Below are 12,113 nucleotides of genomic sequence, written 5' to 3' on the forward strand. Positions count from 1 at the left end.
CACCCTCTGCGAAACCGCCGCCCAACTCCCGGACCCACATGTGACGCCGCGTCAACCCCCGACCTGGCGTGAAGACGTCACGCGGCCACGGACCTCTGAGCCTCGACCCCGCGGACGCACGGAGCCCGCAGACCCCTGGCCCCCGGACCTGCGGGCCTTGCGGCCTTCGGTCTCGGGAGCCGGGAAGCGCGGGCCTGTGGGAGGTGTCAGGTGGGGAGGCCGCGGACTACCGGGGTGGTCAGGGTGCCGATCTCTGAGATGCCGATCGCGACCGTGTCGCCGTCGTGCAGGGTGAACGGGAGGTCGGGCACCAGGCAGGTGCCGGTGGCCAGGACGGCGCCGTCGGGGAAGAGGTCGGCGCGGAACAGGTAGGCGGCGAGCTCGTCGAGGCGGCGGTGGAGCTGCGAGGTGCTGGCCTTGCCGTCCCAGACGGTCTCCCCAGCCCTGGTGATGGTCAGCGTGATGTCCAGCGCGTACGGGTCGGCGACCTCCCACGCCGGCCTGATCGCCGGACCGACCGCGCAGCCGCCGAGGTAGATCTTGGCCTGCGGCAGGTAGAGCGGGTTGACGCCTTCGATGGTGCGGGAGCTGACGTCGTTCACCACCGTGTAGCCGACGATCTCGCCGGCCGCGTTGAGCACCAGGCCGAGCTCCGGCTCCGGCACGTCGATCTCGGAGTCGGCGCGCACCGAGATGCGCCCGCCGTCGCCGGTCACCTTCCAGGCCACCGACTTGAAGAACAGCTCGGGCCGCTCCGCGTCGTAGACGAGCTCGTACACGTCGGCGGCCCGCTCGCTCTCCAGCACGCGGGCCTCACGCGAGCGGCGGTAGGTCACGCCGGCCGCCCACACCTCCATGCGCCCGTCCACGGGGGCCAGCCGCGAGACCGCCCCCGACGGGTGCGCCGGACCGCCGGCCGCCGCGCAGCGCTCGCGCAGCTCGGCGGCGGAGAGCCGGAGCAACTCGCCGACGGTGGTGATGCCGGACAGCTCGGCCACGTGTTCGCCGTCGTCGACGCCGACCGTGTCGGCACCGGTCAGAGGGCTGGTGAACCTGACGATGTGCATGCTGCTCCGTTCGGACAGGGGGTGCGTCATCCGATGAAAGTCTCCCCCATTTCCCCGGGAAACGACTCAGCGGGGAGCGAGAAGCGTGGTGTCCTCCGATGACCTAGACGACCTCGAAGTCGGCCATCATCGCCATGTCCTCGTGTTCGAGGTTGTGGCAGTGCAGCATGTAGCGGCCCCGGTAGCCCTCGAAGCGGGCGAGCACGTCCACCACCTCGTACGGGCGCACGTCGACGGTGTCCTTCCAGCCCGCGTCGGTGGCGGCGGGCGGGCGGCCGTTGCGCGCCAGCACCAGGAAGTGGGCCAGGTGCAGGTGCACGGGGTGGTGGAAGTCGCTGGTCAGCCGCCAGACCTCGGCGGTGCCGAGGCGCGGCCGGGCCAGCAGGTCGCCGGGGCGGTAGACGCGGCCGTTGACCGTCCAGCTCTGGCCCGTGCGGCGGAAGTCGAACGACCGGGTGGTCACGGGGACCGGCCGCTCCGGCGGGCGCGACAACGTCTTCGGCACGGCGCTGTCGTCCTTGGCCCGGCGGGCGACCACGAACCGCATGACGTTGCCCGCGGGCCCGTCGGCCAGGGTGTTGACCAGGGTGACCGTGCTGCCGACCGGGTAGGCGGAGAAGTCGACGACCACGTCCTGCCGCTCGCCCGGAGCCATGGGCAGCGTGTCGTGCCGCACGGGCGCGGCCAGCAGCCCGGAGTCGCTGCCGATCTGCGTGAACCCGCCGCCGGGAGCCAGGCGCAGCCGGAGCCTGCGGGCGTTGGAGGCGTTGAGCAGCCGCAGCCGGTGGCGGGTGGCCGTCACCTCGTGCACCGGCCACGGAGCGCCGTTGACCAGGATGACGTCGCCCTCGACGCCCTCCATGTAGTCGCTGTCGTGGCCCTCGTGGGTGCGCGGGTAGCGGAAGGAGCCGTCCGCGGCGAACGAGCGGTCGCAGATCATCAGCGGCAGCTCCCGCTCGCCCCCGGGGAGCGGGAGCGCGTCCTCCTCCTCGTCGCGCACCAGCGCGAACCCGGCCAGGCCCTGCCACACCGCGGGCGCGGTGTAGTCCATCCGGTGGTCGTGATACCAGAGCGTGGCGGCCCGCTGACCGACCGGGTAGCGGTAGTCCTTCGCGCCCTCGTGGTGCACCTCCCCCGGGTGCGTCATGTGGGCGGCATGACCGCCGTGCCCGGAGTGTCCGCCGGCGGGCACCACGAGGTCGGTCGGGTAGCCGTCGGAGTCGGGCGGGGTGACGCCGCCGTGCAGGTGGGTCGAGGTCGGCACGGGCAGCTCGTTGCGCACCCGGATCGTGGCCGGCTCGCCGCGCCGCAGCTCGAACGTGGGGCCGGGGAACGTGCCGTCGTACCCCCAGACCTCGGTGCGCAGGCCGGGCAGGATCTCCACCCGGGCCACCCGCTGCGTGACCTCGTACAGACCGGGCGACACCGGGCGCGCGACCCGCGGGATCGGCAGCGGCACGGTGAACGGCGCGGGCATGGGCGCGCTGCCGGCGAGCAGCTCGCCGGCGACCTCGCCGCACCCGGTGGCGGCGAGCGCCGTGCCGCCGAGCAACCCGAGGAAGCCGCGCCGCGACAGGCCGGCCCGGCGCGCGCTCATGCCGCGCTCCTGGCACGCAGACCCCGCCACGCCCACATGGTGAACACCGCCGACATGCCGAAGAGCGCCATGCCGAGCGGGATGTGCAGCGCGACCAGGCGCGCGTTCCCCAGCGCCACCTGCGCCGTCTCGACCAGCACCATCGCGAGGCTGATCAGCGCCGGCCGGGCGGCCAGCCGCACGGGCCGCCACAGCAGGACGGCGCAGACGAGCTGCAGGAAGAGCATGGAGAAGGTGAAGCCGCCGTTGTTCTGGTGCCAGGTCAGCAGGTCGACGTCGCCGGTGACGAACAGCCCGGCCAGCACGGCCTGCACGAGCACCCCGAGCAGATGCCCGGTGGCCGTGACGCGCAGCGCCCACACGATCCAGCTCGGCGCCGGCGCGGAGACCGGCACGCCGCCGGCGAGGGGGGTTGTGGAAGTCATGCCGGTAATGCTGCACGTCAGCGGCCCGGCGCCGCATCGGACGGCGGACGGCTTCTCGGCGTACTCCCCCGGGCGTACGCGACGCCTTCCGGGGCGGAAACGTACGACCTGGGGATGACGCCGCGCCTCACCCCGCTCCCCTACCGTGTGACCATGAACAGCAGGAAGGCGGACGCGCTGGTCGCGGTCGGCGCGCTCGGCGCGATCGTCGGGGGCACGTACGGGAATCTCTCGTGGACGGGCCCGCTGGAGCGCCCGCTCGATGCGACGGGCACGCTGCTGATCGCGGTCGCGGCGTTGTCGCTGGCCTTCCGGCGCACCGCCCCGCTGGCCGCCGGCGTCGTCGCCGCGGCCGCCGCCGTCGTCTACTACGCGGCCCACTACCCGGGCGTGTTCGCCGTCGCGCCCGCGCTCGCCTCGGTCTACACCCTCGCCGTGCTGGGCCGCCGCCGGGCGGCGATCTGGCTGTCGGTGGCGATGTCCGTGCCGGTGTACGCGCTGATGGCGCTGGCGTCCGAGGACCCGGCGGCGGGCAACTGGATGACGCTGCTGACCGGCTGGCTCGTGGCCATGGTCGTGGTCGGCGAGGTGACGAAGAGCCGGCGGGCGTACCTGCGGGCGGTCGAGCAGCGCGCGGAGGAGGCCGAGCGCACCCGTGAGGAGGCCGCGCTGCGCCGGGCCGGCGAGGAGCGGCTGTGGATCGCGCAGGAGTTGCACGACTCTCTCACCCACAGCATCTCCGTGGTCAACGTGCAGGTGGCGCTGGCCCTGGAGCTGCTCGACCGCCGGCCCGAGCGGGTCAGGCCGGCGCTGGAGGCGATCAAGGAGTCGGGGCACGAGGCGATGCGCGAGCTGCGCGCCACCCTCGGCGTGCTGCGCACGGGCGACCCCGCCGAGGAGGCCGAGACGGGTCTGGCCGGGCTGCCGCGCCTGGTGTCGCGGGCCGAGGGCGCCGGGCTGCGGGTGGCCCACACGGTGTCCGGGGAGCCGTACGCGCTGCCGCCCGAGGTCGACCGGGCCGCGTACCGGATCGCGCAGGAGGCGCTCACCAACGTGCTGCGGCACGCGGGCGCGGGTGCGGTCACGGTCGCCGTCGAATACGATCCCCGAAAAATAACCTTAAACGTGGACAATGACGGCGAGCCGGGCACGGCGCCGCCGGGAATGGGGTTGATCGGGATGCGCGAACGCGCGGTCGCGCTCGGCGGCTCGTTCACCGCGGGCCCCGGTCCGCACGGCGGGTTCACCGTCCGCGCCGAGCTCCCGGTACGGGCGGCCGCGTGAGCGACGCGGCCGTGGTCCGGGTGCTGCTGGCCGACGACCAGCCGCTGATCCGGGCCGGGTTCCGGGCGCTGCTGGAGCTCACCGACGACATCGAGGTGGTCGGCGAGGCGGGCGACGGCGCCGAGGCGGTCGAGCTGGCCGGGCGGCTGCGGCCCGACGTCGCGCTGCTCGACGTCCGCATGCCGCGGCTCGACGGCATCGAGGCCACCAGGCGGATCGGCGCCTCTCCCGAGCTCGACGGCGTGCGCGTGGTGATCCTCACCAACTACGCCCTCGACGAGTACGTCTTCGCCGCGCTCAGGGCCGGGGCCAGCGGCTTCCTGCTGAAGGACATCGAGCCGGCCGACCTGCTGCAGTCGGTGCGGGTGGCCGCCCGCGGCGACGCGCTGCTGTCTCCGTCGGTGACCCGCCGCCTGATCGAGGAGTACGTCAGCACCCCGCCCCGCCCCGCCGCCGTGCCGGGCCTGGAACGCCTGACCGGCCGCGAACGCGAGATCGTCGCCCTGGTCGCCCGCGGCATGTCCAACGAGGAGATCGCCGGACACCTGGTGATCAGCGCGGCCACGGCCAAGACCCACGTGAGCAGGTCGATGGTGAAGCTGGGCGTGCGCGACAGGGCGCAGCTGGTGGTGTTCGCGTACGAGTCGGGCCTGGTGGTCGCGGGGGCGGGCGGTCAGAACGCCAGCAGGAACTCGTAGGCGTGCAGCAGGAGGACCAGCAGCCAGAGGGCGACGGCCGCGGGCTGACCCCGGCCGGTTCCGTCAGCGATCACGGGCACAACGCCTTCCTCTACGGCGATGTCACTCCCAGTGTGCGCCTGGGTGCCCGGCCTCGTGCAAGGCTCCGGCGCAGACCGTGACCATGCCGGTAGCCGCCGGTAGCGACCGGCGCGAACGATCGCCGCGAGGCTTACCCGTTGACGGGTTTGCCGAGGGCGCTGCCGGCCAGCCAGTCCTGCCACGACTTGGCCCACGGCGTCGGGCCGTTGCCGAAGCGCAGCTTCCTGGAGGTGCCGGTGACCTCGATGATGTCGCCGCGCTGGGTGAACTCGTAGAACCAGCGGGCGTTCTCCGTGCTGGCGTTCACGCAGCCGTGGGTGACGTTGGTGCTGCCCTGCGCGGCGGACGACCAGGGCGCGGCGTGGAAGAAGGTGCCGCTGTAAGTCATCCGGACGTTCCACTTGGTGGGGATGCGGTACTCGCCCGGCCTGCCGATCGTGGCCGAGTCCATCACCATCTCGGGCGCCTTCTCCTGGGCGATCATGACGCCGGAGTAGCTGTCGTCGCCCGGCTTGCCCAGACTGACCGGGATCGTCTTGACGACCTCGCCGTTCTTCCTGACGACCGCCTTGTGGGTCTCACCGCTGACCTTGGTGATGTGCTCGTCGCCGACGGTGAAGCTCGCCTTGCGGTCCTTCGTGCCCCACAGCCCGTCCCCGGCGCGCACGCCGGCCAGGTGCGCGACGACGGTCACCTTCTGCCCCACCGGCCAGTACTCGCGTGGCCTGAACTGCACCTCACGGTCGCTGACCCAGCTCCACGCGCCCTCGACCGGCTCCGACATCCGCACCTCGAGCGACCGCTCGACGCGGGCGCGGTCCTCCTGGGCGGCCACCGGCTTGGACAGCAGGAGCTGGACGGGCATCCCGACGCCGACCTTCTCGCCGTCCAGTGGCGCCATGCCGCTCTCCAGCACGCGCTTCGGCTTGAGCGTGGTGAACGTGGACCGCTGCGTGACCTGCTTGCCGTCCGTCCCGGTGGCCCGCGCGCTGACGGTGTACGTCGTCGAGGGCCGCAGCGCCCAGCGGGGCCGCCACGTCCCGTCGCCGGCCACGGAGCCCTTCACCTGGCGGCCCTTGGCGTCGGCCACCGTCACCTCGGTGACCCGCCCGCCGCTCGCCTTGACGGTGATCCCGGTGTCGGGGGCGACCTTCTCGGTGCCGTTCGCCGGGGTGATCGCCACCTTGGCGACCGGTTCCTCGGCCGGCGCTCCCGGGGCGGACGAACCACCGCCAGGAGAGCTGCATCCCGTGGTCACGAACAGCGCCGCCGCGAGAACGCTCGCCGGCACGGCACCGGTCCGGCCATTCCGCATCAATGCCTCCAGCGCCTGATATATGAGGAATAGGCCACTTTATACCTTTATATGGTGATCACGCGGACTTCTGCCCGTAATGCGGGCGGCCATGCGGAAGGCGTGCCCCATCTGGACATCCGTACTCCCGCGAGGTCCGCACCCGGCGGCGGCGCGGACGGATGATCTTGATCCGGCACCGGAAGGCCCACAATCATGGGCCGGTGGATTACTACCTGATCTCCGCGAGGGCGGGCGACCGGTCGCCCGCGGGCCTCCTGGTGGAGGAATTCGTCCTCTGTGAGGACTACACGGCGGCGGGCATCGACGGTGCCGAGTGGAGACCGGAGAACAGGGCCTGGTCCTCCTCCGCGGAGCTGAGCCGCGCCATCCGCGCCGACAGCGCGCTGCGCGGCCGCGTCACGCCGGTGAGCAGGCAGGAGGCGTACGACGCCTTCGCCCGCCTCGGCGGCGGCGAACTGCCGGAGGAGGCCGGGCTGCGCACCCTCTTCCAGGAGCGCCGGCCGCTGCCCACGTCCGCCCCGCTCAACCTGGGCGGCGGCTCGGGGGCGCGGCGCTACCGGATCCTGTTCGCCGGGGAGCTCGGCACGGACGGCCTGGCCAGGGCGCGCAAGGCGCTGCGGCTGGAGCCGACCGGCGACCCGCGCGTGGTCGGCGCGGCCTCCGCCGACTCCGGCGGCCACGGCTTCACCTGGGAGTTGCGCCGGATCGGCGCCGGCATCGCCTGGTGCGTGGACGTCACCGTACGGCTCGGCTCGGGCCCGGTCACCGCGCTCGGCGCGCTGCTGCACCACCACCGCCAGGCCATCCGCGAGCAGGGCCTGATCCCCGTGACCATCGAACGCTTCGCCTGATCCCCGCCCTCCTGGCCGGGCGAACGTCACATTCGCCCGGCCTGTCCCGTCGTGGTTATGAGACGCAACCAAGGCGGAGGCGAGATGAAGATCGGCTCAATGGCCGCGGCCCTCGACGACCGGATCGGCGGGGCCGGGTTCCTCAAGAAGGCGATGCGGAAGGTCTTCCCCGACCACTGGACCTTCCTGCTGGGCGAGATAGCGCTCTACTCCTTCGTGGTCGTCCTCCTCACCGGGGTATTCCTGACGTTCTTCTTCAAACCCTCGATGGCGGAGGTCGTCTACGACGGCTCGTACGTGCCGCTGCGCGGGGTCGCGATGAGCCAGGCGTACGCGTCCACGCTGGAGATCACGTTCGAGGTGCGCGGCGGGCTGCTCATGCGGCAGATGCACCACTGGGGCACGCTGGTCTTCCTCGCCGCGATCGTGGCGCACCTGCTGCGCAACTTCTTCACCGGGGCCTTCCGCCGGCCGCGCGAGCTCAACTGGCTGATCGGCGTGGCGCTGTTCGGGCTGGTGCTGTTCAACGGGCTGTTCGGCTACTCGCTGCCGGACGACCTGCTGTCGGGGGCCGGGCTGCGCATCCTGCACGGCGTGACGGTGTCGGTGCCTTTGGTGGGGACGTACGCGGCGGCGTTCCTGTTCGGCGGCGAGTTCCCCGGCGACGACATCATCCCCCGGCTCTACAGCCTGCACGTGCTGCTGATCCCCGCGCTGCTGCTCGTCCTGATCCCGCTGCACGCGATCGTGCTCACGTGGCGGCAGACGCACACGCAGTTCCGCGCCAAGGGGCTGAACGACCGGGTGGTGCGCGGGGCGCCGTTCTTCCCGTCGTTCCTGGCGAAGACGACGGTGTTCTTCCTGTGGGTGCTGGGCGTGATCGCGCTGCTGGCCACGTTCTTCCAGATCAACCCGGTCTGGCTGTACGGGCCCTACCTGCCGAGCACGGTCAGCGCCGGCTCCCAGCCCGACTGGTACATGGGCTTCCTGGAGGGCGCGCTGCGGATCATGCCGCCGTGGGAGTTCACCGTCCTCGGCCACACGGTGGCGATGAGCGTGCTCATTCCCGCGCTCGGCGCGCCCGGGCTGCTGTTCGCCGGCCTGGCCCTCCACCCGTTCCTGGAGAGGTGGGTCACCGGCGACCGCGCCGTGCACCACCTGCTCGACCGGCCGCGCGAGGTGCCGACGCGGACGGGCCTCGGCGTCGCCGGGATGGCGTACTTCGGGGTGTTGTGGATGGCGGGCGGCAACGACCTGATCGCCTCGACGTTCCACATCTCGCTCAACGCGACGACCTGGATCTTCCGGGTCCTCATCGTGGTGGCGCCGGTGGTGGGCTTCGTCGTCACCCGGCGGATCTGCCTGGGGTTGCAGGCGCGCGACCGGCACACCGCCGAGCACGGCGTGGAGACCGGCGTGATCGTCCGCGGGCCGGAGGGCGGGTTCACCGAGGTCGAGCGGCCCACGACGGAGGAGGAGACGGCGGTGCTGGTGCCGCCGACCCGCCCCGCACTGCCCAGCGCGGGGAACGGCGACGTCCCGCCCCCGCTCGAGCACCGCGTCCGCGATGCGCTGCACCGCTCCTGGAACCGGTGACGGAGCAAGGTGTCGTCGGAAAAATGACGATCTCCCGCGAACCATGTGCGGACACCGGTTGTCGAAGGCCATGGAACGGTTCCGGTCCACCGCCGGAGCCCGCGGTATCCGGGGGACGCGCCGGGGGGCGGTGCGTGAGGGGGATCGATGTACATCGGCACGATCGCGCGCCGGCCTGCCCTGGCGGCCGTACGACGGGGTATGACGGCACTCGCCACCGCAGCCCTGTCCACCTACCTGGCGGCGACCGGCCCCGGCACGCCCGAGTCTCCCAGCCCGGCCCACGCCGCCACGGCCCCTGCCACCGACGCGGGCCCCACGCCCACGACACCGACCGGAACCGCCTCCACCCACACCAAGGCACCCGCACCGAGCGAGGGCGCCACCACACCTGCTGGGACCACTGCGCAGTCCGAGGCCACCACCGCACCGGGCCGCGCCGCGCCCGCGGCGCCATCCGAGCCCGCCGCCGCACGGACGCAGGCCACCGTCCCACCTCCCGGGACGGCCACCAGCGCGCGGACGCCGGCCACCGCACCGGCACCGCCCAGCGCGGCCGACTCCGTGCAGACCCGAACCGGCGGCGGGCAGGCGGGCGGCGTGGGAACCGGTCGGGAGCTGCTACGGCTCGAAGGCCAGGACGACAGGCTGTTCGGGGCGTCCGGGCTCCTGTCGGCGGTGGTGCGGAAGGCGTGGGCCGAGGCGTCCAAGGCGATCGACCTGGAGCCGGTGCTCACCGCGATCGGTGCGCCGCAGGCCGCCGGGCGGGTCGACTGCCACAAGGTCAAGTGCGTGGCGCTGACCTTCGACGACGGTCCCGGCCCGTACACCGACGCCCTCCTGCACCACCTGGAGGTCCATCGGGCGCGGGCCACCTTCTTCGTCGTCGGACGGAACGTCGCCGCGAACCCGGCGCCCGTGCGCAAGGCGTACGCGGCCGGGCACGAGATCGGCAGCCACACCTGGTCGCACCCCGACCTGACGAAGCTGACGGCCACCAGGGTCCGGCTGGAACTCTCCCGTACGGACGAGGCGATCAAGGCGGCCATCGGGGTCGCGCCGAAGCTGGTCCGGCCACCGTACGGGGCCGTCAACGGCACCGTACGGCTGCAGACGACGCGGCCGATGGTGTTGTGGAACGTGGACACCCTGGACTGGCGGCTGCGCGACAGCGCCAAGGTCGTGCGGAAGACGCTCGCGTCGGTGCATCCGGGCAGCGTCATCCTGTTCCACGACATCCACCCGACCACGGTGCGGGCCATGCCGCGCATCCTGAAGAGCCTGTCCAAGCGCGGCTACCACTTCGTCACGGTCACCCGGCTCTTCGACGGCAAGCCGCCCGGCACCGTCTACGGCCTCGCCCACGCCGGCCACCACCTCTGACCCGGCGGCCCGCACGGCTCCGCATAAAACGATTTGTCGGACAAGCGATGCGGGGTTAGCTTCGCCCTCTATGACCCCGACCCTGCGCACCGCACGTCTCCTGCTGGAGCCGTACACCCCCGAGGACGAGGAGGACTTCGTCGCCCTGTTCCAGGACCGGAGGGTCTCGCAGTGGATGGGCGACGGCCCTGCCACCGAGGCGGAGGACCGTGCCCTGTTCGGACGGATCTTCACGAAGGTCTATGCCCAGGACCTGTTCGATGTCTGGGCCGTCCGCCGGAACGGCGCCTTCATCGGACACGCCGAGATCAAGCCGACCGACATGGTCCAGGGTCACGAGATCATCTACGCGCTGGCCCCCGAGGCGTGGGGGTCGGGCCTGGGAAGGGAACTGGCCGAGGCGATCGTCGCCTACGGCTTCGACACCTTGGGCCTCCTGGAGGTGCACGCCACCGTGGCGGCGCCGAACAGCGCCTCGCTGGCCGTGCTGGACAGGCTCGGCTTCGAACACGTACGGGACGTGACCGAAGACGACGGCGGCATCACGCGCGTGCTGACGCGCCGCCGGACGGTGCCGGGCACACCTGGGTGATCGGCCCTCAGCGAGCCAGGGCCCGGACGTGGGCGGTCTGGTCGCGGCCGGCGCTGATGACGATCGGCCGGCCGTCGAGCAGGCCGGTCGAGACCGACCACACGGCGTCGGTGTGCCCTGTGTACGGCGTCCCGAGTTCCTTGCGCGTGCGCAGGTCCCAGACGCGGGCCGTGGTGTCCTCGCTGCCCGTGACCGCCACCGGGACCCCGCCCAGGTTGGTGACCGCCACCGACCACACCCAGTTCGTGTGCCCGGCGAGCGGCGCGCCGAGTTGCTCGCGCGTGCGCAGGTCCCAGACGCGGGCGGTCATGTCCTCGCCGCCTGTGACCGCCACGGGGACACCGTCCAGGTTGCCCAGCGCGACCGAACGCGCCCAGCCGCGGTGCCCGGTCATCGGCCGGCCGATCTGCCTGCCCGCGGCCAGGTCCCATTCGCGTACGGTCCCGTCGTCGCCGGTCGTGACCGCGATGGCCGTGCCGCCGACCTGGCCGACCGCCACCGCCCACACGGCGCCGTCGTGGCCGGTGAGCGGCCTGCCGACCTGCTCGCCGGTGCGCAGGTCCCACACACGGGCGGTGCCGTCGGCGGAGGCGGTGACGGCGACGTGCCGGCTGCCGATCCGGCCGGTCGCCACGGACTTGACGTCGCCGGTGTGACCGGTGAGCGTACGGGATCGTCGTGTGCGCAGGTCCCAGACGCGGGCGGTGTCGTCGTCGCCGGCTGTGACGGCGATCGGCGCGCCGTCGAGCTGGTCGAGGACGACCGAACGGACCCATTCCGTGTGACCGGCGAGCGGGGAGCCGATCTGCCGGGACGTGCGCAGGTCCCACAGCCGGGCCGTCTCGTCGTCCGACCCGGTCAGGGCGACGGGGACGCCGTCGAGCGTGCCCACCACCGCCGACCTGACGTCGTTGGTGTGCCCGACCAGTGGCCCGACGAGGTCCCCGTTGGGCGGCGTAGAGGTGGCCGGCGCGCCCGAGGCGACCGTGATGGTCCCGGTCGCCCGTACGGGCTCGGCGCCGCGCGGCCACACCGCCGTCACCAGCACGGCCGCCGCAGCCAGTACGGCCACCCCTCCCGCCACCAGCGCCCGGCGCGGCACCCTCCGCCGCCCGGGAGACAACGTCTCCGGTCCCGTACGCTCAGCCCACGCACGCGCCTCCGGCCCGACCCGCCGGGTCACAGCCTCAACCCCCGCCCCCGACTCACGTACCTCTACCG

11 protein-coding genes are annotated in these 12,113 nt (G+C 72.7%); 6 read left to right on the forward strand and 5 right to left on the reverse strand.

All coding sequences use genetic code 11. The annotated features are described in order from the left end of the window. Positions 1–206: 206 nt before the first annotated feature. The 3 genes from C1J01_RS39645 to C1J01_RS39655 all read right to left on the reverse strand — a co-directional run bounded on the left by C1J01_RS39645 (position 207) and on the right by C1J01_RS39655 (position 3,089). Complete coding sequence (locus C1J01_RS39645; RefSeq protein WP_111184187.1) at positions 207–1,067, reverse strand: fumarylacetoacetate hydrolase family protein; 861 nt, start codon at positions 1,065–1,067, stop codon at positions 207–209. Positions 1,068–1,170: 103 nt separating this feature from the next. Beyond that, positions 1,171–2,664, reverse strand: coding sequence for a multicopper oxidase family protein (locus C1J01_RS39650; RefSeq protein WP_111184173.1), 1,494 nt, complete (start codon positions 2,662–2,664; stop codon positions 1,171–1,173). Further along, positions 2,661–3,089: a hypothetical protein gene (locus C1J01_RS39655; RefSeq protein ID WP_111184175.1), complete on the reverse strand. Its 429-nt coding sequence runs from the start codon at positions 3,087–3,089 to the stop codon at positions 2,661–2,663. Before C1J01_RS39655 ends, C1J01_RS39650 begins: the two co-directional genes overlap by 4 nt. Before the next feature lie 153 nt (positions 3,090–3,242). On the opposite strand from C1J01_RS39655, the gene C1J01_RS39660 reads away from it, so the two are divergent. Together C1J01_RS39660 and C1J01_RS39665 are read left to right on the forward strand one after the other, a co-directional pair. Beyond that, a complete protein-coding gene (locus C1J01_RS39660) occupies positions 3,243–4,373 on the forward strand; it encodes a sensor histidine kinase (RefSeq protein WP_111184189.1) in 1,131 nt (376 codons plus the stop codon). 11 nt (positions 4,374–4,384) lie between these two features. Beyond that, complete coding sequence (locus C1J01_RS39665; protein WP_111184191.1) at positions 4,385–5,071, forward strand: response regulator; 687 nt, start codon at positions 4,385–4,387, stop codon at positions 5,069–5,071. 211 nt (positions 5,072–5,282) lie between these two features. On the opposite strand, the gene C1J01_RS39670 is transcribed toward C1J01_RS39665, so the two are convergent. Then, entirely contained in the window at positions 5,283–6,467 is a 1,185-nt protein-coding gene (locus C1J01_RS39670; protein WP_111184177.1) for a L,D-transpeptidase, read from the reverse strand. Between the two features lie 203 nt (positions 6,468–6,670). Here C1J01_RS39670 and C1J01_RS39675 point away from each other — a divergent pair, with 203 nt between their 5' ends. The 4 genes from C1J01_RS39675 (at position 6,671) to C1J01_RS39690 (ending at position 10,892) form a co-directional block, all read left to right on the forward strand. Further along, positions 6,671–7,321 (forward strand): hypothetical protein, encoded by a 651-nt coding sequence (locus C1J01_RS39675; protein ID WP_111184179.1) that lies wholly within the window; start codon positions 6,671–6,673, stop codon positions 7,319–7,321. Positions 7,322–7,405: 84 nt separating this feature from the next. Beyond that, complete coding sequence (gene qcrB / locus C1J01_RS39680; RefSeq protein ID WP_181449219.1) at positions 7,406–8,917, forward strand: cytochrome bc1 complex cytochrome b subunit; 1,512 nt, start codon at positions 7,406–7,408, stop codon at positions 8,915–8,917. Between the two features lie 147 nt (positions 8,918–9,064). Beyond that, the gene (locus tag C1J01_RS52710) at positions 9,065–10,300 is read left to right on the forward strand and encodes a polysaccharide deacetylase family protein (RefSeq protein ID WP_235854967.1); all 1,236 of its coding nucleotides are present in this window, start codon (positions 9,065–9,067) and stop codon (positions 10,298–10,300) included. Between the two features lie 70 nt (positions 10,301–10,370). After that, positions 10,371–10,892, forward strand: coding sequence for a GNAT family N-acetyltransferase (locus C1J01_RS39690; protein WP_111184183.1), 522 nt, complete (start codon positions 10,371–10,373; stop codon positions 10,890–10,892). A 7-nt stretch (positions 10,893–10,899) separates the two neighbouring features. On the opposite strand, the gene C1J01_RS39695 is transcribed toward C1J01_RS39690, so the two are convergent. Then, a partial coding sequence (locus C1J01_RS39695; RefSeq protein ID WP_220040335.1) for a WD40 repeat domain-containing protein occupies positions 10,900–12,113 on the reverse strand: 1,214 nt, incomplete at its 5' end.

Source organism: Nonomuraea aridisoli, assembly GCF_003236395.1.
GTDB lineage: Bacteria > Actinomycetota > Actinomycetes > Streptosporangiales > Streptosporangiaceae > Nonomuraea > Nonomuraea aridisoli.